22 protein-coding genes and 1 pseudogene are annotated in these 26,343 nt (G+C 45.8%); 14 read left to right on the top strand and 9 right to left on the bottom strand.

Annotated elements, in window-relative coordinates; genetic code table 11:
• Window positions 1–11 precede the first annotated feature (11 nt).
• Entirely contained in the window at window positions 12–812 is an 801-nt protein-coding gene (locus MFF31_RS12075) for a hypothetical protein (RefSeq protein WP_238188222.1), read from the bottom strand.
• 258 nt (window positions 813–1,070) lie between these two features.
• On the opposite strand from MFF31_RS12075, the gene MFF31_RS25205 reads away from it, so the two are divergent.
• The 6 genes from MFF31_RS25205 (at window position 1,071) to MFF31_RS25415 (ending at window position 11,367) form a co-directional block, all read left to right on the top strand.
• Entirely contained in the window at window positions 1,071–2,963 is a 1,893-nt protein-coding gene (locus MFF31_RS25205) for a collagen-like domain-containing protein (protein ID WP_282570451.1), read from the top strand.
• A 431-nt stretch (window positions 2,964–3,394) separates the two neighbouring features.
• Window positions 3,395–3,571: an alpha-helical endospore appendage domain-containing protein gene (locus MFF31_RS12065; RefSeq protein ID WP_248565469.1), complete on the top strand. Its 177-nt coding sequence runs from the start codon at window positions 3,395–3,397 to the stop codon at window positions 3,569–3,571.
• 496 nt (window positions 3,572–4,067) lie between these two features.
• Window positions 4,068–6,101 (top strand): exosporium glycoprotein BclB-related protein, encoded by a 2,034-nt coding sequence (locus tag MFF31_RS12060; RefSeq protein WP_238188221.1) that lies wholly within the window; start codon window positions 4,068–4,070, stop codon window positions 6,099–6,101.
• Between the two features lie 342 nt (window positions 6,102–6,443).
• Window positions 6,444–10,211 (top strand): alpha-helical endospore appendage domain-containing protein, encoded by a 3,768-nt coding sequence (locus MFF31_RS12055; RefSeq protein ID WP_248565468.1) that lies wholly within the window; start codon window positions 6,444–6,446, stop codon window positions 10,209–10,211.
• A 192-nt stretch (window positions 10,212–10,403) separates the two neighbouring features.
• Window positions 10,404–10,991 carry a hypothetical protein gene (locus MFF31_RS12050; RefSeq protein WP_238188219.1) on the top strand — a complete coding sequence of 196 codons (588 nt, stop codon included), beginning with the start codon at window positions 10,404–10,406 and terminating at the stop codon, window positions 10,989–10,991.
• Entirely contained in the window at window positions 10,927–11,367 is a 441-nt protein-coding gene (locus MFF31_RS25415) for a transposase (RefSeq protein ID WP_375541286.1), read from the top strand. The genes MFF31_RS12050 and MFF31_RS25415 overlap by 65 nt, the downstream gene beginning before the upstream one ends.
• 211 nt (window positions 11,368–11,578) lie before the next feature.
• Here the strand turns inward: MFF31_RS25415 and MFF31_RS12045 are convergent, their stop codons facing one another.
• Complete coding sequence (locus MFF31_RS12045) at window positions 11,579–12,130, bottom strand: hypothetical protein (protein WP_238188218.1); 552 nt, start codon at window positions 12,128–12,130, stop codon at window positions 11,579–11,581.
• A gap of 148 nt (window positions 12,131–12,278) precedes the next feature.
• Between MFF31_RS12045 and ilvA the strand changes: the two genes are divergently transcribed.
• Window positions 12,279–13,547: a threonine ammonia-lyase IlvA gene (gene ilvA, locus MFF31_RS12040; protein ID WP_282570450.1), complete on the top strand. Its 1,269-nt coding sequence runs from the start codon at window positions 12,279–12,281 to the stop codon at window positions 13,545–13,547.
• A gap of 68 nt (window positions 13,548–13,615) precedes the next feature.
• Here ilvA and MFF31_RS12035 read toward each other — a convergent pair whose 3' ends face one another.
• The gene (locus tag MFF31_RS12035) at window positions 13,616–14,596 is read right to left on the bottom strand and encodes an aldo/keto reductase (protein WP_238188581.1); all 981 of its coding nucleotides are present in this window, start codon (window positions 14,594–14,596) and stop codon (window positions 13,616–13,618) included.
• 171 nt (window positions 14,597–14,767) lie between these two features.
• Here MFF31_RS12035 and MFF31_RS12030 point away from each other — a divergent pair, with 171 nt between their 5' ends.
• The 4 genes from MFF31_RS12030 (at window position 14,768) to MFF31_RS12015 (ending at window position 16,294) form a co-directional block, all read left to right on the top strand.
• Window positions 14,768–15,376: a TVP38/TMEM64 family protein gene (locus MFF31_RS12030; RefSeq protein WP_238188217.1), complete on the top strand. Its 609-nt coding sequence runs from the start codon at window positions 14,768–14,770 to the stop codon at window positions 15,374–15,376.
• Complete coding sequence (locus MFF31_RS12025; protein WP_238188216.1) at window positions 15,373–15,723, top strand: zinc ribbon domain-containing protein; 351 nt, start codon at window positions 15,373–15,375, stop codon at window positions 15,721–15,723. Before MFF31_RS12030 ends, MFF31_RS12025 begins: the two co-directional genes overlap by 4 nt.
• A gap of 86 nt (window positions 15,724–15,809) precedes the next feature.
• Window positions 15,810–15,953, top strand: a complete 144-nt coding sequence (locus MFF31_RS12020; RefSeq protein ID WP_238188215.1) for a hypothetical protein — start codon at window positions 15,810–15,812, stop codon at window positions 15,951–15,953.
• 47 nt (window positions 15,954–16,000) lie between these two features.
• Window positions 16,001–16,294, top strand: coding sequence for a transposase (locus MFF31_RS12015; protein ID WP_238188214.1), 294 nt, complete (start codon window positions 16,001–16,003; stop codon window positions 16,292–16,294).
• A gap of 81 nt (window positions 16,295–16,375) precedes the next feature.
• Here MFF31_RS12015 and MFF31_RS12010 read toward each other — a convergent pair whose 3' ends face one another.
• Window positions 16,376–17,500, bottom strand: coding sequence for a DNA alkylation repair protein (locus MFF31_RS12010; RefSeq protein ID WP_238188213.1), 1,125 nt, complete (start codon window positions 17,498–17,500; stop codon window positions 16,376–16,378).
• Between the two features lie 94 nt (window positions 17,501–17,594).
• Window positions 17,595–19,376: an ATP-binding protein gene (locus MFF31_RS12005; RefSeq protein ID WP_238188212.1), complete on the bottom strand. Its 1,782-nt coding sequence runs from the start codon at window positions 19,374–19,376 to the stop codon at window positions 17,595–17,597.
• Between the two features lie 227 nt (window positions 19,377–19,603).
• On the opposite strand from MFF31_RS12005, the gene mscL reads away from it, so the two are divergent.
• Window positions 19,604–20,065: a large-conductance mechanosensitive channel protein MscL gene (mscL, locus tag MFF31_RS12000; protein ID WP_238188211.1), complete on the top strand. Its 462-nt coding sequence runs from the start codon at window positions 19,604–19,606 to the stop codon at window positions 20,063–20,065.
• On the top strand, window positions 20,058–20,705 hold the full coding sequence (locus MFF31_RS11995) for an NUDIX hydrolase (protein WP_238188210.1): 648 nt from the start codon (window positions 20,058–20,060) through the stop codon (window positions 20,703–20,705). The genes mscL and MFF31_RS11995 overlap by 8 nt, the downstream gene beginning before the upstream one ends.
• 93 nt (window positions 20,706–20,798) lie before the next feature.
• Here the strand turns inward: MFF31_RS11995 and MFF31_RS11990 are convergent, their stop codons facing one another.
• Window positions 20,799–21,269, bottom strand: coding sequence for a hypothetical protein (locus MFF31_RS11990; RefSeq protein WP_238188209.1), 471 nt, complete (start codon window positions 21,267–21,269; stop codon window positions 20,799–20,801).
• Window positions 21,270–21,518: 249 nt separating this feature from the next.
• Here MFF31_RS11990 and MFF31_RS11985 point away from each other — a divergent pair, with 249 nt between their 5' ends.
• Window positions 21,519–22,631, top strand: coding sequence for a DUF11 domain-containing protein (locus tag MFF31_RS11985; protein ID WP_238188208.1), 1,113 nt, complete (start codon window positions 21,519–21,521; stop codon window positions 22,629–22,631).
• 209 nt (window positions 22,632–22,840) lie between these two features.
• Here the strand turns inward: MFF31_RS11985 and MFF31_RS11980 are convergent, their stop codons facing one another.
• From MFF31_RS11980 to MFF31_RS11970, 3 genes and pseudogenes are all read right to left on the bottom strand, one after another.
• On the bottom strand, window positions 22,841–24,331 hold the full coding sequence (locus tag MFF31_RS11980) for an alpha-helical endospore appendage domain-containing protein (protein ID WP_238188207.1): 1,491 nt from the start codon (window positions 24,329–24,331) through the stop codon (window positions 22,841–22,843).
• A gap of 275 nt (window positions 24,332–24,606) precedes the next feature.
• Window positions 24,607–24,783, bottom strand: a pseudogene (locus MFF31_RS11975) (alpha-helical endospore appendage domain-containing protein); the annotation flags it as partial.
• 206 nt (window positions 24,784–24,989) lie between these two features.
• Window positions 24,990–26,165: a collagen-like protein gene (locus tag MFF31_RS11970; RefSeq protein ID WP_238188205.1), complete on the bottom strand. Its 1,176-nt coding sequence runs from the start codon at window positions 26,163–26,165 to the stop codon at window positions 24,990–24,992.
• Window positions 26,166–26,343 lie beyond the last annotated feature (178 nt).

Below are 26,343 nucleotides of genomic sequence, written 5' to 3'. Positions count from 1 at the left end.
AGCTATTCCTCCTAAATTTTCATTGTTTGAATGCCTTGGAACAACGTAGCCATATAGAGCTCATCACCCTGCACATCAACATCCGTCACCGGAAAACCTAACATAACGGACAACAAAATCAGTTTATTTGCTATGTAGGCAAGCCTAAACAATCCTTGATCCGTACAAACGTAGATGTCGTTCCCTTTTGCTGTAACTGAGAAAATGAACTTTTTACCGAATTTAATCCGGTCAAATTTCCCTTTCTTATCACCAACCATCAGTTCTCCCTGATCACTCGTACCAATTAAATGTCCGCGATAAACGGCTAAGCTCGTTATTTTCCTCTCCAGTTCGAAGTGCGCCCAGTCATCCATAAAACGATCGTATAACGAAATCCCTGTTTCATGTCCCACTATCATATATTGCGGAAGATTTATAAAGTCATAGATCCGCTTCCCCTCACAAGCAAGGAGACCCCACTTGGAGCCTGTTTTGATCCATAACCCGTCATCAGTTGCTACATAGCTCGCACCACCGGTTTTGCGATATTGATAACAAGGCAGCGTAAGTCCTTCATTCTCCCACGCATCCCCCATCCATTCGTACAAACCGCTATTTGTGCAGGCATGCAGCAGTTCTGAATGCAGCTGCAATCGATGAATGCTTGTTGTATCTGGGAGCCCCGCATCTCGCTTCTCCCAATTAAATTGTGGATCAATCTCATACACTCCGTAGCCGACCGATGCTGCGAACAAACCGTATGGACCTGCTTTCACAGATGAAAACGGGAAGAGCAGCCAGTTCCACGGTTTTTTTGTGCCAGTTTGCATATATTTTTCTCCTTATAGCTTGAGGGGGCGATAGCCCATTCGCATATTCTTTGGCAACTATATATTTTGTCTCACCATGATAGACAACTACTGATAATGATTATCACTTTCGTAACTATGATAAACATTCTCATTAACATTGTCAACTGTCTCCTAGCGCCCATTTTTTGAAAAATGGTCATTTGCCTATGCGCCCGCCCTGTCTGCACCCAGTCAATACTACACATTAGCCCGTAATATAAGGTAAATGACTAGGAGGTGCTCTTTCTGGATTACTCATTAAACAAAAAAAGTCGCAGTCAGTCTTCAAAAGAGAAAGTTGTACACATTAAAAGATATATCAGTGGTAAAGTTTCTTCCGGTACAAAGAGACATAAGAAAAAAACAAGGATAAATAAAGATCGGGTTATTGTTACAGGCTCAAGATCACGCGAGCGTTGCAATGATCATCAACACGATCGTCCTTGCTGCGACGAACATATTGGTCAACAAGGACCTCAAGGTGAGCGCGGTGAGCAAGGGGAACGTGGGGAACGTGGCAAAAGAGGTCATGATGGAGATCGTGGTAAACGAGGGCATGATGGTGAACAAGGGCCTGTAGGGCCTGTAGGACCTGTAGGACCTCAAGGAATACAAGGAGTAACTGGCGCAACTGGACCTTCAGGTGGTCCACCTGGACCGACGGGAGCTACGGGCGATACTGGCAGTCAAGGACCTCAAGGACCCCAAGGGCCTCAGGGACAGCAAGGAGCAATCGGGCCTCAAGGACCTCAAGGTATTCAAGGATTTCCTGGGCCACAGGGACCTCAAGGTCCTCAAGGATCAATTGGACCTCAAGGGCCTCAAGGTGCACAAGGTAATGCAGGACCTCAGGGGCCACAAGGACCGCAGGGACTTATCGGTGCCAATGGTGTAACGGGAGGAACAGGCAGCACTGGAGCCACTGGTGCGACGGGCGTTGCTGGACCTCAAGGGTTAATCGGACCTCAAGGACCTCTTGGAAATACGGGAGCTACGGGAGGTAATGGACTGCAAGGACCAATCGGGCCTCTAGGTCCGCAAGGCCCTGCTGGCTTACAAGGACCCGCTGGTCCTCAAGGTGCTCAAGGACCTCAAGGTTCAGTTGGACCACAAGGTCCGATAGGCACAAATGGGGCTACTGGTGGTACTGGGGCGACTGGAGCAACTGGTGGCACGGGCGCTACCGGCGATACTGGGGCGACTGGCGCTACAGGTAGCACGGGTGCTACCGGCGATACTGGGGCGACTGGCGCTACAGGTGGCACGGGTGCTACCGGCGATACTGGAGCAACTGGTGCTACCGGTGGCACGGGCGCTACCGGCGATACTGGGGCGACTGGAGCAACTGGAGCAACTGGTGGCACGGGTGCTACCGGCGATACTGGGGCGACTGGAGCAACTGGTGGCACAGGTGCTACCGGCGATACTGGGGCGACTGGCGCTACAGGTGGCACGGGCGCTACCGGCGATACTGGGGCGACTGGCGCTACAGGTGGCACGGGTGCTACCGGCGATACTGGGGCGACTGGAGCAACTGGTGGCACAGGTGCTACCGGCGATACTGGGGCGACTGGCGCTACCGGTGGCACGGGCGCTACCGGCGATACTGGGGCGACTGGAGCAACTGGTGGCACAGGTGCTACGGGCATTGCCGGGACCGATGGCGTCACTGGTGCAACTGGTGCGACTGGCGCTACCGGGGATTCGGGTACTGGAATAGCTGGTCATTTTAGTAATACAGGAACCACAACTATTCTTTCGGGCGGCAAAGTTCCACTAGTGACAGAGTTAATTGACCCAGTAGGTGCATTTAACAATTCTGAAGGGATCATAATGTTAAATATTTCTGGATTGTACGCAATTTCTTATATGACCATTGTAGACGGCGATCAGAATGCAAATTTCGGCTTACAACTAAACTCAACTACTTTACTTCCAGGTTCAACATCAGGTACAGAAACAGGTGGTTCTGGGGCAAAATCATCCTCAGGTTATATAGTTAGAAGGTTCAACGGAGGGGACACAATTCAAATTATTAATAACGGCACAACTACAACTCTCCTATCACCTGCGATTAATGGATCACCAGTAAATAGCAGCTCCCTCATTATCATTCGTCTTGGTGATTAATTACCCACTAAAACCGATTGCACATATTGTGTAGTCGGTTTTTCTTCAAACATTCCACTTGAGAAAAATAGCTGCATATAAATTTGGCATAGTTGTATTAACGATATAAGTGCTGCTGTTAAACGTTATGACTTTACCGATGGGATACGTAGGCGCAATGACTGGATTAAACAGAACAATACCTGGCAGTCTAAAACCTGTAGGTATACTCGTCCAAATTCTATTAGCTTCACATCTATCATATGCAAATAATAAATCTATGCATAACATATCCAGTAGTTAATGAGAGATCAAAAAACATCATGAAGCAGAATGATAATGTCACACTCTAATCCCCCAACATTACCTCTACGATCCTACTAAATAGAGATGATGCAATCAATTTGCTACTTTCATCTATTAAATTGGAATAATTTATAATAAATGATATTTTGCAGGCTGAAGGAGAAAAACTTCAATTTGTTCTTGGTACATTACCAGGCGTAACATCTCCCCCAGCAACCATTAGCGACATTCTAACGATTACTGAAAGCGTTAAGGACACAATTAATGCCGTCACGAAAAAAGAGTTTTTATTAGACAGTAAGCTTAAGAGTATTTCGAAGTAGCAGGTATTCTTCAATTCCAAGCTACAGGTGATGCCGGTTCTAACTTTAGTATAACTACTAATGTAGAAACATTCAGATTGGCATAAGATCTCTTACAAATGAACGCCCACTACATGTGGGCGTTCATTTGTAATTTTCAATAACCATTTTATTTACAAGTCGTATAGTTGATAAAGAGATTAAATTCCTTTTTATTGGATTGAAAAGTGATCTCTTTTTTCTTTTAAAGATCAAGTTGATATATATTTATCTTACTCGTATACGAACATTTATTTAATATTTCAAGGAAATCACACTTAATATTGCGCTTTACTCCGTATGTAAGTAATTATTTCTTCAATATAAAGAATACGCCTCAAAATTAATGCATTTTTTTCATAGGGAAAATGACCATTTCTTTCGTACTCCGCTTCTACTAAGTGCACTTTAAAATTCCATGCATATGATAACTGGTGAATTATTCACAGCACTCAGACTATTGAAAAGGAGAATGATAATGTCACAAGCTAATATCCCTAATATCACCCCTGCGATTACATTAACGAGAGACGATGCAATTAATCTGCTACTTTCATCCATCGCATTAGAAGAGCTCGGGCTTAGTCACATTTTGAATGCTGAAGGAGAAAAACTTCAATTCGTTCTTGGTACTTTACCAGGAGTAACATCTCCTCCAGCAACCATTAGCGATATCCTGACAATTAATGAAAGCGTTCGGGATACAATTAATGCCATTACGAAAAAAGAGTTTTTATTAGACAGTAAGCTTAACAGCATTTTGAATACACCAATTTCGGTTGGACCAACTGGTCCTACTGGACCGACAGGTCCTTCTGGAGGTCCTCCAGGGCCAACTGGTGCGACAGGCCCTACTGGGGCTGGAGCCACTGGCGCGACTGGGGCTACCGGTGCTACTGGCCCTACTGGCCCTTCTGGAGCTACAGGGCCAACAGGACCAACAGGAGTCATCGAAGGACCACTGTTCTTTGTTCTTGGACCATCCGGTCCAAGCGCCCCAATGTTTCAAGGGGACACTTTAACATTCCAATCAAGCACACTAGATATCACAGTTACACCGGGTTCAGCAATTGTGGATATTGAACTTACTACTACTCCTACAGGTCCGACGGGGGCTACGGGTGCCACTGGCCCTACGGGTGCTACAGGCGACGCTGGTGCGACTGGAGCTACTGGAGCTACAGGTGCGACTGGCGATGCTGGAGCGACTGGCGCTACTGGGGCGACTGGCGATGCTGGTGCGACTGGGGCGACTGGCGCTACTGGGGCTACTGGAGCTACAGGTGCGACTGGCGATGCTGGAGCTACTGGAGCTACAGGTGCGACTGGCGCTACTGGGGCTACAGGTGCGACTGGCGATGCTGGAGCTACTGGAGCTACAGGTGCGACTGGCGCTACTGGGGCTACAGGTGCGACTGGCGCTACTGGGGCTACTGGGGCTACTGGCGATGCTGGAGCTACAGGTGCGACTGGCGCGACTGGCGATGCTGGAGCTACTGGAGCTACAGGTGCGACTGGGGCTACTGGGGCTACTGGCGATGCTGGAGCTACAGGTGCGACTGGCGCGACTGGCGATGCTGGAGCTACTGGTGCGACTGGCGCTACTGGCGATGCTGGAGCTACTGGTGCGACTGGCGACATTGGAGCTACTGGCGCTACTGGTGTGACTGGCGCTACGGGAGCTACAGGTGCGACTGGCGCTACTGGGGCTACTGGAGCTACAGGTGCGACTGGCGATGCTGGAGCTACTGGAGCTACAGGTGCGACTGGCGTGACTGGGGCTACTGGAGCGACTGGCGACACTGGAGCGACTGGCGTGACTGGAGCGACTGGAGCGACTGGAGCTACTGGCGTGACTGGGGCTACTGGCGACACTGGAGCGACTGGCGTGACTGGGGCTACAGGTGTGACTGGTGCTACTGGCGTGACTGGGGCTACAGGTGTGACTGGTGCTACTGGCGTGACTGGGGCTACAGGTGTGACTGGCGTGACTGGGGCTGGTGCAATAATTCCTTTTGCATCCGGAGTACCTCTATTACTAACTACTATTCTTACTGGTGTAGCTGGCACAGCAGGACTCGTAGGCTTTGGTAATGGTGGACCAACATTAAGTGTTTTAGGGGCATCAATCGATCTAACAGGTGCAGCAGGGACTTTGTTAAACTTTGCATTCTCAATGCCACGCGACGGAGTAATTACTTCAGTGGCAGCATACTTTAGCACAACAGCAGCTTTAGCACTATTAGGCACTACTATTACTATTACAGCACAATTATACAGCTCTACTACACCAGATAACATCTTTACTCCAATACCAGGAACTGCAGTGACTTTACCTGCGTTAGTTGGTCCTATAGTTATTGGGGACACCACAAATGCTATTCTCCCCGGTTTAAACATTCCGGTTACTGCACAAACTCGCTTACTCTTGGTTTTCTCAGCAACTGCAGCGGGAGTATCGTTACTAAACACTGTAGCGGGATATGGAAGTGGCGGAATTACGATCGCATAACCCTCTGCTTTTATTAATGCACAAAAAAACTATCTCTATCGGGATAGTCCTCAGGCTGTCGAGATTTTCTCGACAGCCTGATTTTGTTCTAGTCGAAATCACCTGAACACCGATCTCTTAATTTAACTAATAATATTCTATTGTTACTATAAGATTCTATTTCTTAATTTTTCAACTCTGATCTTTATGCTCCTCCCTCTATTCATTAAATAATCGAAGAACTCTAAAGTATCTTTGTCCAATTTTCATAAAATCCGCTTCTATCAAATGCGACCTAGATTTTTCATGCATATGATAACAAGTAAAAGTGCAAGCCCATTTCAATTGCAAAGGAGAATGATAATGTCACAATCTAACATTCCCAATATTACTCCTACAATCTCATTGACTAGAGATGACGCAATTAATCTATTGCTATCATCTATCGCACTAGAAGAACTTGGTATAAGTCACATTTTGAATGCTGAAGGAGAAAAGATTCAATACGTGCTTGGTACTTTACCAGGAGTCACCTCCCCACCAGCAACGATTAGCGATGTATTAAACATGAATGCAAGCGTACTAGATACAATCGCTGCCCTTACGAAACAAGAATATCTACTAGACAGCAAGCTTAGCAACATCTTAAGTACTCCAATTGCGATTGGACCTACTGGTGCTACTGGACCGACTGGTCCTTCTGGAGGTCCTCCTGGACCAACAGGAGCTACTGGCGCTACTGGACCAACAGGAGCTACTGGCGCTACAGGCGCTACTGGACCAACAGGAGCTACTGGCGCTACAGGGGCTACTGGAACATTTGATGGCGGCATACTTTTCACTGTATCCGGACCAAACGGTTCATTACCAATTTCCCAAGGTGACTCACTAATATTTGAATCAGATACACTCGATATCTCTGTACTACCAGGCTCGGTCATTGTCAAAATTGAGATACCTGGTGATTTTACAGGTGCGACTGGGGCCACTGGCGCTACGGGTGCTACAGGGGCCACTGGTGCTGATGGGGCCACTGGCGCTACGGGTGCGACGGGTGCTGACGGTGCTACTGGAGCCACTGGCGCTACGGGTGCTACTGGTATTGGAGCAACGGGTTCTACTGGACCTACTGGGGCGACGGGTGCAACAGGTGCTGACGGTGTGACTGGACCTACTGGGGCGACAGGTGCCACAGGTGCTGACGGTGTGACTGGACCTACTGGACCTACTGGAGCGACAGGGGCTACGGGTGCTGACGGTGTGACTGGAGCTACTGGTGCAACAGGTGCTACTGGCGCTGACGGTGTGACTGGAGCTACTGGTGCAACAGGTGCTACTGGCGCTGATGGTGTGACTGGAGCTACTGGTGCAACAGGTGCCACAGGTGCTGACGGTGTGACTGGAGCTACTGGTGCAACAGGTGCTACTGGCGCTGACGGTGTGACTGGAGCTACTGGTGCAACAGGTGCTACTGGCGCTGATGGTGTGACTGGAGCTACTGGTGCAACAGGTGCCACAGGTGCTGACGGTGTGACTGGACCTACTGGAGCGACGGGTGCAACAGGTGCTACTGGCGCAACAGGTGCCACCGGCGCTGACGGTGTGACTGGACCTACTGGGGCAACAGGTGCCACCGGCGCTGACGGTGTGACTGGACCTACTGGGGCAACAGGTGCCACCGGCGCTGACGGTGTGACTGGACCTACTGGGGCAACAGGTGCCACCGGCGCTGACGGTGTGACTGGACCTACTGGGGCAACAGGTGCCACCGGCGCTGACGGTGTGACTGGACCTACTGGGGCAACAGGTGCCACCGGCGCTGACGGTGTGACTGGACCTACTGGGGCGACAGGTGCCACAGGTGCTGACGGTGTGACTGGACCTACTGGTGCAACGGGTGCCACCGGCGCTGACGGTGTGACTGGACCTACTGGTGCAACAGGTGCCACAGGTGCTGACGGTGTGACTGGACCTACTGGTGCAACGGGTGCCACCGGCGCTGACGGTGTGACTGGACCTACTGGGGCGACAGGTGCCACCGGCGCTGATGGTGTGACTGGAGCTACTGGTGCAACAGGTGCTACTGGCGCTGATGGTGTGACTGGAGCTACTGGTGCCACTGGCGCTGACGGTGTGACTGGAGCTACTGGTGCAACAGGTGCTACTGGCGCTGATGGTGTGACTGGAGCTACTGGTGCCACTGGCGCTGACGGTGTGACTGGAGCTACTGGTGCAACAGGTGCTACTGGCGCTGATGGTGTGACTGGAGCTACTGGTGCCACTGGCGCTGACGGTGTGACTGGAGCTACTGGTGCAACAGGTGCTACTGGTGCAACAGGTGCTACTGGCGCTGATGGTGTGACTGGAGCTACTGGTGCCACTGGCGCTGACGGTGTGACTGGAGCTACTGGTGCAACAGGTGCTACTGGCGCTGACGGTGTGACTGGAGCGACGGGGGCAACAGGTGCTACTGGCGCTGATGGTGTGACTGGAGCGACGGGGGCAACAGGTGCTACTGGCGCTGACGGTGTGACTGGAGCTACTGGTGCAACAGGTGTTACTGGCGCTGATGGTGTGACTGGAGCTACTGGTGCCACGGGTGCTACTGGCGCTGATGGTGTGACTGGAGCTACTGGGGCGACGGGTGCAACAGGCGTTACTGGCACTGATGGTGTGACTGGAGCTACTGGGGCGACTGGAGCTACTGGTGCAACAGGTGTTACTGGCGCTGATGGTGTGACTGGAGCTACTGGTGCCACGGGTGCTACTGGCGCTGATGGTGTGACTGGAGCTACTGGGGCCACGGGTGCTACTGGCGCTGATGGTGTGACTGGAGCTACTGGGGCGACGGGTGCAACAGGCGTTACTGGCACTGATGGTGTGACTGGAGCTACTGGGGCGACTGGAGCTACTGGTGCAACAGGTGTTACTGGCGCTGATGGTGTGACTGGAGCTACTGGTGCCACGGGTGCTACTGGCGCTGATGGTGTGACTGGAGCTACTGGGGCGACGGGTGCAACAGGCGTTACTGGCACTGATGGTGTGACTGGAGCTACTGGGGCGACTGGGGCTACGGGTGCAACAGGCGTTACTGGCGCTGATGGTGTGACTGGAGCTACTGGAGCTACTGGAGCTACTGGAGCTACTGGGGCGACGGGTGCAACAGGCGTTACTGGCACTGATGGTGTGACTGGAGCTACTGGGGCTACTGGGGCTACTGGGGCTACGGGTGCAACAGGCGTTACTGGCGCTGATGGTGTGACTGGAGCTACTGGAGCTACTGGAGCTACTGGGGCGACGGGTGCGACAGGCGTTACTGGCGCTGATGGTGTGACTGGAGCTACTGGGGCGACGGGTGCGACAGGCGTTACTGGCGCTGATGGTGTGACTGGAGCTACTGGGGCGACTGGGGCTACGGGTGCAACAGGCGTTACTGGCGCTGATGGTGTGACTGGAGCTACTGGAGCTACTGGGGCGACGGGTGCAACAGGCGTTACTGGCGCTGATGGTGTGACTGGAGCTACTGGAGCTACTGGGGCGACGGGTGCGACAGGCGTTACTGGCGCTGATGGTGTGACTGGAGCAACAGGTGCCACTGGAGTCACTGGCGCTACTGGTGCTACTGGTGCGACAGGTGCGACAGGTCCGAACTTTGCTCTTGAAGGATTCTCCGCTCTGAATACTGCCTTAACGGTAGCTGCCACTACTCAAATTGCTCCATGGACAGTAACTGGCACTCATTATTCAAACGCTAACTTTAACTCTGCTACTGGAACGTACACTGTACCAACAACAGGTAGATATTCAATTGCAGCCACTGTAAACTATGCAACAACAGCGGTCATCAGTATAGCGATTGGAGCAGGTGTTGATCCAGCATTCTCAATCCGTAGATTATCTGATAGTGCTGACTTAATTATTGGCAACTTCCCTCTTCTAAATGTAAACATTGCCCTTGTACTCTCTTTGAGAACAATATTAGGCAATGGAGCAGTCACTCTTGCTGGTGATTTGCAATTAACTGCTGGCGATCAGCTTGGTCTATTCTATCTTGCAGATGGATTAACACTATCATTAAATCTCGGAGGACCTACCAGCGGAATTGTTTGGTCTATTCATCAAATTGCTTAATTATATCAAAAAAAGAGGAGACGCTTTGTCGTCAATGTCATTAAGTTAAGGTGCTGGACCAAAAATCAAGAAAAAGAGCGGGTCATCGAAAAGATAGCCTGCTCTTTTTTTTCATGAAATAGAGAAATAGAACTTGACAAGTAGTTCGAATTGTGTGGCGTAGACCCTTGAAAAAACGAGGAGGTTTCGCCAATGAATGAGTACCCCAATTCGCTAAAAGAAACGCTGACATTCCTCATACGAGAAATGTCATCCGAACCAGCACCCTATGTCAAAAATCCTGAAAAAGATTTTACCCAAAGAAAAAAGCTACCTTTTGAAACGGTTATGCAACTCCTGATCTCAATGGGTGGCAACAGCCTATATAAGGAACTCTTGGAATCGCAGGGCTATGACGTAAACACTGCAACGACGTCTGCTTTTGTTCAGCAGAGAAATAAAATCCTGCCGTCTGCTGTAGAATTCTTATTTCACGGATTTACGCAATCGTATACGGATATCAAGGATTACAAAGGGTATCGATTACTTGCCGTTGACAGTTCGGATTTACATATCGCAACTGACCCTGCTGATACTGACAAAGAGGTCAAGGCTCATCCCGAGATTTATAGGTTCGTCCCTTCCACGTCTACCTTTGGTTTTTTGGATTTGCAGGAGAACTTGTTTTACCCGATTTCCTTTCGGGTTGTTCGTTTCCTCCTACCAAACGGCGCTTATGAAATCGTCATTACGAATCTTTCTGCCACTGATTTCCCACCGGGTGAAATCAAATCCATATAACATGCGATGGGGCATTGAAACCTCTTTCAGGGCATTAAAGTACACCGTTGATCTAACCAATTTTCACGCAAAGAGACGAGAATCCATTACCCAGGAGATTTTCGCAAGAATGATCATGTACAATTTCGCTGAAATGATGACCTCGCACGTCGTCATTTCCCAAATGGTTAAACGGCACCTCTACCAAGTCAACTTCACGGTTGCCGTTTACGTTTGTAGACATTTCTTGCGCTCACGAGGCGTTAAACCCCCGCCCGATGTTGAAGCGCTGATTCGAAAAAACATTTTGCCGATTCGACCCACTCGCCCAGGGCAAAAGAATACGCGCAAGGTCCGTTCGAAATCAACTGTTAGCATCGTCTACAGAGTAGCATAGTTCAGTTCACATGAACATTTTTTTAAGCGGATATTCCATCCGCTTTGTTTGCTGTACGCTTTTTTCTTGATTGCACCAAAAAACAAACGGCACAGGGCTTTTCCCATGCCGTTTCAAATTCCATTTTTATTCCAAGTCTTGTCGTTGAGCTTAACTTAATGACATTGGCTTTGACGTCCCTCTTTTTCCATACATATCATTCAACAACACATCAACGAAACGAAAAGTTCAGCTTAAACAATATTCTAATTTGATCGACCTCAAACTTCACATTCTGCACAGTAACTAATTCACCAGTAGGCAAATCTAGCGGGATCGTTATAGCTTCTAACATACTTAAAGGAAGATCAATTCCCTTCATCGCTAAAGTCTCCGGTATTAATACTAAGTTTGGTTCTTGCCATTCCAGTCGATACTCAGCCTTGACCTGAGCAGGAATACGCTCTTTATACGTTATATTTAGATCAGCAAGCAACTTATTTTCTTCTAGGTTAAAATCAGCACCGTCAATGCGCACGTCTTTTGCTACGTTTGGATCTAGGTGACTTTTAATCAAATCATTCACTTCCGGCTCCGTAAGAACAAGCTCCGGCTTCAGTCGCTTCGCCATTGCAACAGCTTTTGCTCTTACATCAATCGATTCATAGGCCATATCCAACTGCTTGTCTGGTGCGATATAGGATAACAACCACCAGCCAGCCCCAACTATAATAACAATAAGCACAATTAGCGTAATAAACAGTCTCTTAAACACTTTTCCCATATGTTCGCCTCAATTCCGCATCTCTTCTTTTTCTATTCTAGCAGAAAACGATATTTCACTTCCTCTCTCCTCAATCTCATTCGCATAATGGTATAATGAATCAAAATTCTACTTGAGATAAGTGTTGTTCCCGGAAGGATGATCACAGTTGAGTATTAAACCTAATTTGCTTCATCGAATCGGTCTAGAAGAAATCGTACAAGCGCAAATGCATCTTAAAGATGTCATAGTACGTACCCCGCTCCAATTTAATAGAGTATTATCAGAACGATATAATTGCAATGTATGGTTAAAGCGCGAAGACCTTCAGGTCGTTCGTTCTTTCAAAATACGCGGTGCTTACCACCTCATGCGCTCCCTATCTCCCGAAGATATTGTTAAAGGTGTAGTATGCGCGAGCGCAGGTAATCATGCCCAAGGCGTAGCCTACTCCTGCCAAACACTCGGTATTCCCGGTAAAATATATATGCCTAGCACGACTCCAAGGCAAAAGGTTAAGCAAGTTTCCTTCTTCGGTGGTGGGCAAGTCGAAGTCATTCTAACTGGCGATACGTTCGACGATGCCTATGCGGAAGCGCTAGCTGAGAGCAATCGCAGCGGCATGGCGTTTATCCATCCTTTTGATGATCGCAAAATCATTGCCGGCAACGGAACGATTGGTCAAGAACTGATGGAAAAAGCAGATACCGCCCCTGATTTCATCTTCTTAACGGTAGGAGGAGGAGGACTCGCTGCTGGCGTTGCTTCATACATCAAAATTGTAGCCCCTTCAACGAAAATTGTTGGTGTTGAACCTGACGGGGCCCCTTCGCTTCGCGCTTCTCTTGATGCTGAAGAAGTAGTAGCGCTCGATCAGATCGAGAAGTTTGTTGACGGTGCAGCTGTTAAGCGGGTCGGTGATCTAACTTTCGCCATATGCCGCGACCTTCTCGATGATGTTATTTCTGTACCGGAAGGCAAAGTTTGTACAACATTGCTTGATCTGTACAATGAAAATGCAATTGTCGCAGAACCTGCTGGTGCACTGCCAATTGCCGCTCTAGAGACGTACCGAGATCAAATTGCAGGAAAAACGGTTGTCTGTATCGTAAGCGGAGGCAACAATGATGTTGATCGAATGCAAGAAATTAAGGAGCGATCACTTATCTATGAAGGGTACAAGCATTACTTCATGGTAAGTTTCCCACAACGTGCAGGAGCTCTTAGAGAGTTTCTTGATAAAGTACTCGGCCCTAATGACGATATTACCCGCTTTGAATATACGAAAAAGTCGAACAAAGACAACGGTCCTGCTCTTGTTGGCATTGAACTGACAAACCGTGAAGATTACGAGCCGCTTGTTAAGCGGATGACGAATAAAGGGTTTCAATTTGTGGAACTGAACAAAGACCCCGTCCTATTCAATATACTTATCTAAATCATATGGCATAGCAACTACCAACACCGCTTCTTCTTACGGTACTGACGGTCGCTATGCCTTATTTGTTACCATGAATACGCACGTGGCGCATCTCCGCCAGGACCAGGGAAAATCTCATCTATTCGTTTCATTGCAGATTCATCCAGCTCCACATCTAGAGCTTTCAGAGATCGCTTGAATTGATCTAATGTTCGTGCTCCAATAATCGGCGCTGTTACAGCTGGATTCGCAAGCAGCCATGCGAGCGATACTAAATCTTCTGGTTCACCCAGCTCATCACAAAACTTCGCATATTCCTCCAACTGTTTACGATGTTTCTCTAATCTTTTTTCATCACTGCTTCTACGACCTCCTTCACTTTTCCGACGATGATTTCCTGCGAGCAGACCTCCATCGAGCGGACTCCATGGAATAACACCTAATCCAAGTGCCTGTGAAGCAGGCAGCACTTCAAGCTCTGGCAATCGGCAAAGAAGATTGTATTTGTGCTGTTCAGACACAAGGCCCAACATTCCTCTTGCCTTGGCTTCACCTTGAGCGACTGCAATGTCCCAGCCGGCAAAATTACTGGAGCCGACATACCCAATCTTCCCTTGCAATTGTGCCGTCTCGAAAGCACGCCATAACTCACTCCAATTGACGTTGCGATCAACATGATGCATTTGGTAGAGCTCAATATGATCCGTTTGAAGCCGCTTCAGTGATCCTTCCAAATGTCTGCGAATTTTGTAAGCTGACAACCCCGGAGAACCATTAGGTCCGTCATTGTCATCGTGCATGTCGCCATACATCTTTGTCGCAAGTACGGTACGTTCTCGCTTTCCATCTCCTTGCTGAAACCATTTCCCAATTATTTCTTCCGTACGCCCCGCATTATCGCCCCATCCATAGATATTGGCAGTATCGAAAAAGTTAATGCCGGAATCGAGTGCCTCATCCATTATGCGAAAAGCTTCTTTCTCCTCCGTATCAACGCCAAAATTCATCGTCCCCAAACAAAGCTTGCTAACTCTAAGGCCAGAACGGCCAAGATAGGTATACTTCATTAGCAGCATAGGCCCCTTTAACATAATTAGTAATGAACGAACAAGTATTGTTGTCATTGACAAGCTCTAACGAACATAGAATGGGATGTACTGGAAAGCACTCTTTCATTCTGTTATTGTGTAATTATTGAATTAGAACATGCGATGAATGTGCAGAATGGAGTAACCGTAATGAGTCAATTGCAGGATTGGATTACAAATTTGAAAGAAATGGATATTGCAAGCATTCAACAAACGTTAGAAAGTTATTCGGCTTTCGGACCGTTGCCAGGCATATTGCTAGCGTTCATTGAATCCTTTCTCCCTTTCCTTCCGCTTATCTTAATTATTGCCGCAAACGCAAATATTTATGGGCTTGGTTTTGGTTTCTTATTCTCATGGATCGGCGTCACAGCTGGAGCGATATGCGTCTTCTGGATATGCAGAACGTTAGGAAAAAATGTTAAGGCTCGTCTCCAACGCAGATTCCCGAAATCGGAACGATTTTTTAATTGGGTCGAACGCAAGGGCTTTACTCCACTTTTCCTGCTTGCTTGCTTTCCCTTCACACCTTCTATTGTAATTACCGTTATTTCGGGGTTAAGTAAGGTGCCTTTCCATACCTTCTTGTTAGCAACAATTATGGGCAAGGCAGTTATGATTTTTTGCATATCGTTAATTAGCTTCAATATAAGCAATCTTGTAGAGGAGCCATGGCGCATCTTCGTGTCCGTTACTGCTGTGCTTGTTATGTGGTTTGGCGGAAAGCAACTAGAGAACCGTTACCAAATAAAAGGATGAGTCCGTGGATCGATATAGGAGCTACCGCCTTTGTTCTATTACTTGCCATTATTCTTGTTGGGGCAATGTTTTTGTTCATCCGCGTCTCTACAGATGATTCTGACAAATATAAAGTTATCCGTGAGATGGTCGAGACAATCTTCGGCACTCCTGCTCATCTGCGAGCAGGACAAGACCCTAACCCTGACGATGCTTCTGCATCTCAGAGCGGGTCCTCTGGAGCTAAGAGCGGTACATCATCCAATGTTCAACAACTACAACCATTTCGCGAGCAATGTCCTGCCTGCGGGGAAGAGGTCACTGAACAAGACATTAATTGTCCTGCCTGCGAGCTTCGATTATTATAATGCACTCATACAATTGTTACTCCTGTGGCAATCTAAATACGATCTTCTAAATACAAGATCATATTTCCTTAAGGGAGCGATAGCCCATGTCCGGAAATCAGCCGTCCGATCGCCAGAAAGCGGCAAGGAAAGCGCAGTCGTTAGCCGATCGTAATCTTGCAAGCAAGGATCAGTCCGTCCAGCAGCAATCGGAAGCCGACTCTTCTGCGGTATCTAAGCACGGATTATAAATGAAGGGCTTGCTTACGAAGTCACGTGTAAGGAGGGTATTGGCATAATGAGCAATTCAGATCATACGCACCGAATGGAACCAGTCTCAGGAGAACCTGTCGAAGCAGACGGTGTATACCGGAATGAGTGGGGACGTGATGAAGAACTAAAGCGCGGGGATGAATTTCCTTCCGATCCAATGCTTGGGGCAACAGAATGGAAACAGGTTGAACTTACGTTCGACAACCATCATGCAGGACGTACAGATCCTCGTCTTACACCTCATGATGATGACGACAATCCTGAAGCTCATATGCAACATCCAAGACGTCATACTACGAGCAACAAAGACAAAGATTAGTATACGTAGCCAAAGAAAAAGCGGAAGTCAGGCAAACTGCCTCTTCCGCTTTTTTTTTATATATTCACATCAAGATTAGTTCTATTTAGTTACATCAAGCTCAGTTCTAGCTACTTCTACTCCGTTCACCCATAAGGTGAAGACATGTACTCCAACATAATGTTTTCGAGTTGTTAGGTCTGCGAATCGATGTGTTCGCTGGCCCTCTGCGATATCACCACGAGCATATTCACGATCAGACAGCAGAAACCGTTTAAGTGAAGTCTTACCACTAGACTTTACAAAATCAATGCCATATTCAATACGTAATTTCAATCTTTTACTCTCCGACAAATCTTCAGTCAGCTTAATCCGGTAATGGAGATTAATTTCTCCACCAATTGCCACTCCGGCTTGTGAAAGCAATATTGAAGCTTCAGAAACAAGTTGCTTAGCATCGACATCGTTATCCTGCACCGAATAACCAAACAAAGCCATTACTCTTGGATTTGCCCGCTTAATTAACGTGCGGCAAGCATGTCTTACTATCCAATCCGTAAGCGGATCGGAACCTTTCCATTTCTCCGCAAGTTCTATGACAAGTTCAGGATGGTCCTTTACAATATCATTGAGATGATTGGCAACACTTTTTCGCACATAAAGCGAGGGGTCCGCTTTCAGCTTTTCGAGTAACGGTATCATCGGAGACGGATCGCGCTTGAAAAGTGGCAACGATTGCCCCCACGGCAGACGAGGTCTAGATCCTTCACTGGATAACCTCCGAACATGCTCATCAGGATGATCAGCCCATTCCAATAACTGTGGAATCATACGATCTGGATGCTCCAGAATGAATGGTCTAACAGCAAACTCGGATGAAGATCCCTTCGTAAATCTTGCTAATGCTTCCATTGACTGATCCCAATGGCGCGGGGCTCTGCCATATACTTCAACAAAGTCCGGGAAAAACAAATAAGGAAATCCCCTGCACTCTTTATCAATTCGATACAGAATGTCTAAAGCTTCTTCATAATCATCTGGCAAAGACGTGCCGAGAGTCTCTGTAATTCTGCGTATACGAGGCTTTAATTCAAGCTCTTCCCAGTCATGCTTTCGAACACCAATAACAAATTTATCAATATTGAAACCTGACCACGCTGCATGAACTTTAGCGCCAAACTCCTCCAGGAACTGTCCGTCGTACATATATTTGAGTGGTTCTGCCAATTTGAATCCTCCTATCAGCCCTCATCATTAAGAACGTATGTTTGTATATTAGAGATATACCATGAATACACATCACATTACAAGTCCCATTTTATTAGACGTGACGGTTTAAAACAGCTAGCTTCATTGCTTTCGGACTACGATAAGGCAAACGAATAGTAAAAGTAGTCCCAACACCCAGCTCACTCTCTGCCTCAATGCTGCCCTTGTGATTATCAATGATTTTGTACGTTACCATGAGCCCTAGTCCAGTTCCCTTGTCTTTAGTTGTATAAAATGGTTGTCCAATCCGGGTCAGTTGTTCCTCGGGTATGCCGGAACCTTCATCTTGTATAGTTACACTGATCAGATTATTTTCTTCCATAGACAATTTGATATGAACAGTCCCGCCTTCTTCCATCGATTCAATCGCATTTTTCATCACATTTATAAAAACTTGCTTTAATTGGTTTTCAACACCCTCTACCCATACGGGATGGTTATATGTATTCTGAACCAATTTCACATTATAAAGCTGAGCAGTTGAGCTTAGTTCATCGATCATGCCATTCATTAATTGACACAAATCAATATGAATATATTCATAAACCTGTGGTTTAGAAAGCATGAGCAGCTCACTAATAATGGACTCAATTCGTACCAATTCTGAGTTCATAATTGCATAGTAACGACTATTATGAATTCGTCCCGTGGACATCAATTGCATAAAGCCTTTAAGTGAAGTTAGTGGGTTGCGAATTTCATGAGCAATACCTGCTGCTAATTGGCCAGCGATTGACAGCTTCTCTGCATTTAGAAGCAACTCCTCATTTTTCCTCCGTTCAGAAATATCCCTTATAATAACTTCATCAATAGGCATGCCAAAAAGCATTGTTCTGACTCTCACTATTTCGGTATGTAGGAGTTTGCCGCTTGTCGTTTTCCATTTCAGCTCTATTGGTTTTGCAGGACAATCATCTATAGCAGGATCGGTTTCAAGTAATTCCTTCATAGCAATATGGTGGTCTTCGCTCAATAAATCATAGACACTCGATCCGATGAAATCTTTTTCGTTGTCTACTTCAAATAATTGATATCCTGATGGATTCAAATACTCCCACTTGCCTTGTTTTATTAATGCAATTGTATCCATCGAGTTTTCTACAAGAAGTTTGTATCGTTCGTCAATGAGTGTATATTTCTTAACGCTAAGCCAGCTAATAAGACTAAAACTGCTAATAATAAATGTACTTATACACAAAATAAAGGCAAGTAACAGTAAATAATCATGTAGAAGATCAGATGTTAAAAAAGCATCATATTCGACAATTAGCGCACGAATACCAAGTTGATCAGTTCCTATGCTTGTCAGACCAAATATAATACTGCAAATCATTTTATAATGTGAAGGTCGATGCGCTAGAAGTAGAAAGCCTATATACGCACCGAAGAAGCTAATAACAATCGAAAGGGTAAATGGAAGAGATCTAACTGAATAGGCCTGAATAATATTAGATGCTATGGGTAGTGAATGAAGCAAACCAGTGGTGCAAGCTACAATTAATGCACAAATCCACACACGCAGACGAGGTTTAAATAACTTGCGATAATGAATATTTAAACAGCCAAATATAGCTACTGCACTTAATGCAAAGTTACCTATTAAGCTCCAGTCTACCACTAGCATATACTCAGAAGTAATGAGGGATACAACATGTATTGTCCATAATCCTAAACTAAATACGAGTGAAGCACCAAATAGCCAATTGATGGATGAGAGTGGTCTTTGGGGACTAATATGTTCGGACATGCTTATCATCGTAAAAGCGGCATAACACATGATGATAAGAGACAGCATTAGGTAATAGGGGTTGCCGTATAAGATAGAGTTCCCCATTGTTTTCCTCCAATAACTCAAAATAATCTCTCAGAGTAGTGAGTTCGACAAATTAACAAAATATCCTTTTTCATTCGAGTGTATATTTATACTATTTGTTGAATATTATCACTTTTTGGCGTAACAATAATTTCCACATACTTGATTTCATAGAATAGCAATGCTAGATTGGGTTCATACTAGAGATATTAAATCATTCGAGAAGAGTGAACGGAGGACATTACGAAATGAAAATTTTAAGTGAGTTTAAAGAGTTTGCAGTACGCGGCAATGTCGTCGATCTGGCAGTCGGGGTCATTATCGGCGGAGCTTTCGGCAAGATCGTTACGTCGGTAGTCAACGATATTATTATGCCGCCTGTCGGTATGCTGCTCAATGGGGTTAATTTTAAAGATTTGAAAATCCCATTAAAAGATACAACAGGACTGTCAGGTGATGCCTTAGCGGCGGTTCCATCAATTAATTACGGAGCCTTTATTAACGTCATGCTGGACTTCGTTATCGTTGCCTTCTGTATTTTCCTATTAGTAAAAGGAATTAATCGACTGCGTCGCACGAAGGAAGATCCTAATGCGGTAAAAGCAGAGCCAACAGAAAAGGAATGTCCATATTGCCTATCTCAAGTGCCAGTGAAGGCAACACGCTGCAAGCATTGCACATCTCAGCTAGAGATGAAATCCCATGGCTGAGGAACTGTTTGATATATATGATGAGCTGCTAAACCCAATTGGCACTGCGACTCGCTCGGAGACACACAGAAATGGCTATTGGCATCGTTCTTTCCACTGCTGGCTGACACATAGAGAAGGTGAACGCCAGTATGTATGGTTTCAATTGCGTCAACATTGCAAAGATACGAATCCTGATCGTTTCGATATTACGGCAGCGGGTCACTTTGTCTCTGGAGAAACGATCTACGATGCAGTACGCGAGGTGGAAGAAGAACTCGGTGTCATTACCACTTTTGAGGATCTAATTCCATTAGGACAAATTCGTGAGGAGTTGAGCGGCATTGTAAACGGAAGTCCGTTTATAGATCGTGAAGTAAGTGATGTATTTGCTCTAGTCTGTAACTTGCCGATGACAGAACTCAAGCTTCAACCAGAAGAGGTTGCTGGTGTGTATGAAGCAGAAATTCATGAGCTTATCGCACTCTTTCAAGGTGAGATAGAAGAGCTCGTAGTTAACGGTGTTTTACTTTCGGATAACGACAGTTCCTCTAGTCATTCGTTACTTCCAAGTAAACGTAACATATGTGCAGATCAGTTCATCCCGCGCGAATCTTCCTTTTACATCGACGTATTTAATAAGTTACTGACATGTACTTAATTCGGTAATCTGCCATCATTACCACTATCCTATCGTTAATAGAAGCGCCCAGCCCGGTTTTCGCAGGTGGGCGCTTCTTTTATTTAGATGATATTAGAAGAATACTCCATCTCCTTCGAAACCAAATCCGCCGCGATTAAAGCCATCAAAGCGGTTACAACCACAACCATCAAACCCATGACGATGGCAACCATCAAACCGTCTTCTCACACAGATAGTGAACGATATGACAGCTGAATGACGACCGAAGCTGCAACAAATTCTCACGCAATCAAATCCTGGTTTCTTAAAGAAATTAATTGCTCTACAGTGCCAATCAAACAGCTCATTTACGACTCTGCAATCACAATGACGAATGGCTTCAACCAGTCTCCTAGCCTGACATCGCCTGCGAAGATTCGCAAATTTTCTGCTTAAATCGCGACCTGCCTCCTGAATACCTTCCACGGCAAAGTCATCATCTCTTCTATGGTGACGATGGTGTTTACGGTGTCTCCTGAAATCACCTGCCACACTTCCTCTACGACCTCTGTTCAACCCGCTAATTTCTAATTTGGTGGACATATAGATCCTCCTCTCTATGTTGCATACTATATTCTATGCAACGTAGAGAGAGAGGTATGGGTATATCTAGCATGACATACGCTGAAAAAGTGGACCAGTTATTTTCTATATGGACAATTATTTGAACAAACTTGCCCTCCGTTCTATTCTAACTAACAAAAAGATCAATACAGGAATATCTATTATGCTCTTCACATAAAACGTAAATGAAACCCTTCTATTGATCAACAAATAAGGAGCGATACACAGATGATATTTAGCAAGACAGATCGATTAGCATTGAAGTTTATCGGGCATTCATTCGGCAATGCATGCGAATTTTCATCACAGCCAACCAGCTATACCCTTCATGCGGAATTAATAATGGTGACTGACTCACCTATTCACACAGATATAGAGATAAAAACGTACGGCCAGACACATATCATTCCACCTAAAGTTGAACAATATGATAAGTATTCTTCATGTTATGTACGCACTATAAATGTTACCCCTTTTGTCCCATATAGTGGTCCTACTACCTTCGTTGTTGATTTCTCTAACCATAGTCATACATATACATTGGAACAAAATCCGATATGGGGCTTAATAGTCATATATGGAGATCCTTTTTTTCCTGTTCGTCATGTTTCTCTCTTTATTAATGAACAACTGCATCCCTATACTTTCTCTCATCTGTTAACACCTTCATTGGGTCCAAATTATGGAACTCTTTATCTACTTGGAGAAACGAATCATGTGTTATCTTCCATTCCATCTATAAGTTTTGGACCGACTATAGAACAAGCAGCCTCTACTTATCCTCTAACTAGTATGATGAATAAAAAAAACCGGTCTCTTTTAAATGAGGAGATTGATATATCTTCAACATTACTGCCATCACAAACATCAGCTACTCTCCACTTTCCACCAGAGCAAGCTCATTTAATCAACTTCCACGCAATTGGTTTACAAGTGAATGCACCTGAGCCGAAAATGACTATTGTACATGCAGCAGATAAAGAAAATGTTCGTGTTGGTGATATTGTCACTTATACAACGGCCATCACAAATGACGGAACAACGACTGCAGAATGTATTCAATTCCGAACGAGCTTTCCAGATGGAACAATGTTTATCTCAGATAGCGTAACGGTAAATACCATTCCCGTTGTTGTAGATCCTAGCGACAGACTACTTTTAGGCAACATGTCTATATATGATAAAATAACTATTGTTTATAAAGTCAAAATAACTCATAAACCTTCTCCAGCCTTTATCATTCATCGACCTGTGCTTGATTATAATTTCACCCCTTTAGAGAACACATTAGCTGTCGGTAATCAGCCTAGTGGTATTAGTAAAGTGTTTGTATATGCGTGAAATAGTCATCTAGAGAAGTGAATGGTAAGCATCCCTACAGCCATAATACACTTAAAAAGAGGTATCTCCTTTATTTAAAAAAACAATGGACATTCACATCAAATGTGAACGTCCATTGCAATTTGTAATGAAGGAACATATTCTATCGGTTTCCGTTTCTTAAATGAATGACTCAAAGATGACTATCATTCTTTAGTACCATTATAGTACTACAACAATTTAATAACTGTTACTGACGCTGCTGATATAGTTGTTGCTGCCGCAAAGAAATTCCGTAAAGTCAGAGTGCTTGCCGCTGCCCCCGTATTGAATACAGTGCTACCGCCAACTGCAGGTTGAATAGGAGAATTGGCTCCCGTATTGGCAACGGATTGGAGTGATGCCGGTAATAACACTCCGTCCAGGAACAAGCCAAAAGCTCGAAGCTGACCAGCCGCTAATGAGTTAGCATTTGAATTCCAAATCGCATAGTAAGTCTGATTCGGGGCTAGAACGATATCCGTGGAACCAGCAACATGCGTTATTGCAGTACCATTGATAGTGTTATTGGTAGTAAATGGTACGCTTCCATTACCTGCTATCGCTATAGTTAAACCATTTGATACTGTAGCATTATTGCCTGTTACTAATGGACCTGTTGCTCCTGTTGCTCCTGTTGCTCCTGTTACTCCCGTTGCTCCTGTTACTCCCGTTGCTCCCGTTGCTCCTGTTACTCCCGTTGCTCCCGTTGCTCCCGTTGCTCCTGTTGCTCCTGTTACTCCCGTTGCTCCAGTTACTCCTGTCGCTCCTGTTACTCCTGTCGCTCCTGTTGCTCCTGTTGCTCCTGTTGCTCCCGTGACTCCTGGATCTCCTGTCGCTCCTGTTACTCCCGTTGCTCCTGTTACTCCTGTTACTCCTGTCGCTCCTGTTGCTCCTGTTGCTCCTGTTGCTCCTGTTGCTCCTGGATCTCCTGTCGCTCCTGTTACTCCAGTTACTCCTGTCGCTCCTGTTACGCCCGTTGCTCCAGTTACTCCTGTCGCTCCTGTTACTCCCGTTGCTCCCGTTGCTCCTGTCGCACCTGTTACTCCCGTTGCTCCTGTTGCTCCTGTCGCACCTGTTACTCCCGTTGCTCCTGCAGCGCCGTCAGCTCCTGATGGACCTGTTGGACCTGTCACACCAGTAGCACCTGTTGCTCCGTCGGCTCCTGTTGCACCTGTTGCTCCCGTTGCTCCTGGATCTCCTGTTACTCCCGTTGCCCCTGTTGCTCCCGTTGCTCCTGTTGCACCTGCACCCGTTGCTCCTGTTGCACCCGTCGCTCCTGTCGCTCCAGTAGCACCAGTGGCCCCAGCACCTGTCGGACCTGTTGGACCTGTAGGTCCTCCTAAAGGTCCTGTTGGACCCGTCGGGCCTGTCGGACCAATCGCAATTGGTGTACTAAGAATGGTGTTAAGCTTACTGTCTAATAAAAACTCTTTTTTCGTGACGGCATTAATTGTGTCCCGAACGCTTTCATTAATAGTAAGAATGTCGCTAATGGTTGCTGGGGGAGACGTTACCCCTGGTAAGGTGCCGAGAACGAATTGAAGCTTTTCTCCTTCAGCATTCAAAATGTGACTAAGTCCGAGCTCCTCAAGCGCAATAGACGAAAGCAATAAATTAATTGCATCATCTCTTGTAAGACTAATCGTTGGTGTAATGTTAGGAATATTCGATTGAGACATGATCATTCTCCCTTCCGACCTGTGAACTTTATATCTCACGGCTTTTATATGCTATGAAATTACAAAATAATTTGCATAAGTAAATAGCGGAGAAACGATAAATTGGTATATATATCATTTTCGAATATACAGCCTAGCTACTAAAAGGGTGTGAGGAAACCTAATTCAAACTTCTAAATCACCATCATTTTATGAACTATGTGTTCCTTTCCTTTTATAAGAAGAGCAATTCTAATTTAATTCATTTAATAGTAGCGCTTTATAAATTACTGTCAGGGTGACGTTACGCCCGGAAGCGTTCCTAACACAAACTGAAGGTTTTCACCTTGTGCATTTAATACGTGACTTATCCCCAGTTCTTCAAGTGCAATTGAATACAGCAATAAATTAATAGCGTCATCTTTAGTTAGTGTAATCTGTGGCGTAATATTAGGAATATTTGATTGAGACATGATTGATCTCCTCCTAAAGAGACAATTTTTATTAGTATTAAAAAAATAGTAGACGCCCACATCAACTGTGAACGTCTACTGTGCATTATTTCATTACGATTATTTAAAATCTGTAATTTATTCACAGAGTTCATAAGCCGCAAAAATTGTACTACTCGGATTAGCATCCTTTATTTTCATGACTTATAGGACAACCCCTCATTCAATTAGATATCGCCTATTCTGAAAGAGATAAGTGAGGTAGTTATATTAAAGCTTGAGCCTGCGCTTCCTGTTGCCCGTACCTGAAGCGTAGATGGTACTGTTGTAACTGGCAGATTTATTGTTCGAGTAAGCTCTGTCGCTATACCTGATGGAACGTCAACAAATACCGAAGTAACAGAAATACCATTGAAAACTATTTCAATTGTAATTCGTTCAGTCGTTGCAACTAGGCTATCTGCGACCGCTTCAACCGTTACCCAATAGAATCCTGTTTCAAGAATAGATACCGTCGTAGTTGGTGGTGTACCTGAGTAAACAGTCGTATCATTGGTATCAACAACATCTAATACAATGAATTCTGCCGCCGCTCCAACGTTTTGCGGAGTATTATTTGCTGCATTTAATACCGCTACTGCCGGCGCTGCTCCAGTTGGACCTGTTACACCTACTCCTGTTGCTCCTGTCACTCCAGTTACACCCGTTGCTCCTGTTACTCCCGGATCACCTGTTGCTCCTGTGGCTCCTGTCACTCCAGTTACACCCGTTGGTCCCGTTACTCCCGGATCACCTGTTGCTCCTGTTGCTCCTGTGGCTCCTGTCACTCCAGTTACACCCGTTGGTCCCGTTACTCCCGGATCGCCTGTTGCTCCTGTGGCTCCTGTCACTCCAGTTACACCCGTTACTCCTGTGACACCTGTTGCTCCTGCTGCGCCCGATGGACCGGTTGGTCCTGTTGGTCCCGGATCACCTGTCGGTCCTGTTGGTCCTGTAGCTCCTGTCGCACCTGTAGCACCCGTTGCACCTGCTCCTGTTGGACCTGTTGGTCCAGGAGGACCTCCAGATGGCCCCGTAGGCCCAGTGGGACCAGTTGGTCCAACAGAAATTGGAGTGTTCAAAATACTGTTCAGCTTACTGTCTAATAAAAACTCTTTTTTCGTAACGGCATTAATTGTGTCCCTAACACTCTCATTAATTATCAGGATGTCGCTAATGGTTGCTGGGGGAGACGTTACTCCTGGTAAAGTGCCAAGTACAAATTGAATTTTTTCTCCTTCAGCATTCAAAATGTGACTAAGTCCGAGTTCCTCTAATGCGATGGATGAAAGCAACAGGTTAATTGCATCATCTCTAGTTAATGTGATTAGAGGCGTAATATTGGGAATATTCGCTTGAGACATTAATTTAAGCTCCTCTCAACCATTTTTCTGAATCTAAACAAGTATATTCACTCCATTTACTTCCTGACTGGACGATTGGTAGAATAATAAGCTACTCTTTTTTATGCTAACAACACAAAAACTCCTACCCAGAACACCTCAGCACAATCTACATGCTTTATCAAAACGGTGTTATAGA

It is taken from the genome of Paenibacillus sp. L3-i20 (assembly GCF_022180385.2).
Taxonomy (GTDB): domain Bacteria; phylum Bacillota; class Bacilli; order Paenibacillales; family Paenibacillaceae; genus Pristimantibacillus.
The sequence above is the reverse complement of the archived record's forward strand: the minus strand, read 5'-3'. Positions and strand labels throughout refer to the sequence as shown.

What these genes read in the sequence shown, in the direction of transcription:
- MFF31_RS12045 (WP_238188218.1), bottom strand. Translation starts at nt 12,130, where the DNA reads ATGGGAAAAGTGTTTAAGAGACTGTTTATTACGCTAATTGTGCTTATT.
- mscL (WP_238188211.1), top strand. Translation starts at nt 19,604, where the DNA reads ATGAAAATTTTAAGTGAGTTTAAAGAGTTTGCAGTACGCGGCAATGTC.
- MFF31_RS12025 (WP_238188216.1), top strand. Translation starts at nt 15,373, where the DNA reads ATGAGTCCGTGGATCGATATAGGAGCTACCGCCTTTGTTCTATTACTT.
- MFF31_RS12005 (WP_238188212.1), bottom strand. Translation starts at nt 19,376, where the DNA reads ATGGGGAACTCTATCTTATACGGCAACCCCTATTACCTAATGCTGTCT.
- MFF31_RS25415 (WP_375541286.1), top strand. Translation starts at nt 10,927, where the DNA reads ATGAAATCGTCATTACGAATCTTTCTGCCACTGATTTCCCACCGGGTG.
- MFF31_RS11985 (WP_238188208.1), top strand. Translation starts at nt 21,519, where the DNA reads ATGATATTTAGCAAGACAGATCGATTAGCATTGAAGTTTATCGGGCAT.
- MFF31_RS11970 (WP_238188205.1), bottom strand. Translation starts at nt 26,165, where the DNA reads ATGTCTCAAGCGAATATTCCCAATATTACGCCTCTAATCACATTAACT.
- MFF31_RS12050 (WP_238188219.1), top strand. Translation starts at nt 10,404, where the DNA reads ATGAATGAGTACCCCAATTCGCTAAAAGAAACGCTGACATTCCTCATA.
- MFF31_RS12060 (WP_238188221.1), top strand. Translation starts at nt 4,068, where the DNA reads ATGTCACAAGCTAATATCCCTAATATCACCCCTGCGATTACATTAACG.
- MFF31_RS12015 (WP_238188214.1), top strand. Translation starts at nt 16,001, where the DNA reads ATGAGCAATTCAGATCATACGCACCGAATGGAACCAGTCTCAGGAGAA.
- MFF31_RS12055 (WP_248565468.1), top strand. Translation starts at nt 6,444, where the DNA reads ATGTCACAATCTAACATTCCCAATATTACTCCTACAATCTCATTGACT.
- MFF31_RS12020 (WP_238188215.1), top strand. Translation starts at nt 15,810, where the DNA reads ATGTCCGGAAATCAGCCGTCCGATCGCCAGAAAGCGGCAAGGAAAGCG.
- MFF31_RS12075 (WP_238188222.1), bottom strand. Translation starts at nt 812, where the DNA reads ATGCAAACTGGCACAAAAAAACCGTGGAACTGGCTGCTCTTCCCGTTT.
- MFF31_RS11980 (WP_238188207.1), bottom strand. Translation starts at nt 24,331, where the DNA reads ATGTCTCAATCGAATATTCCTAACATTACACCAACGATTAGTCTTACA.
- MFF31_RS11990 (WP_238188209.1), bottom strand. Translation starts at nt 21,269, where the DNA reads ATGTCCACCAAATTAGAAATTAGCGGGTTGAACAGAGGTCGTAGAGGA.
- MFF31_RS12030 (WP_238188217.1), top strand. Translation starts at nt 14,768, where the DNA reads ATGAGTCAATTGCAGGATTGGATTACAAATTTGAAAGAAATGGATATT.
- MFF31_RS12035 (WP_238188581.1), bottom strand. Translation starts at nt 14,596, where the DNA reads ATGAAGTATACCTATCTTGGCCGTTCTGGCCTTAGAGTTAGCAAGCTT.
- MFF31_RS11995 (WP_238188210.1), top strand. Translation starts at nt 20,058, where the DNA reads ATGGCTGAGGAACTGTTTGATATATATGATGAGCTGCTAAACCCAATT.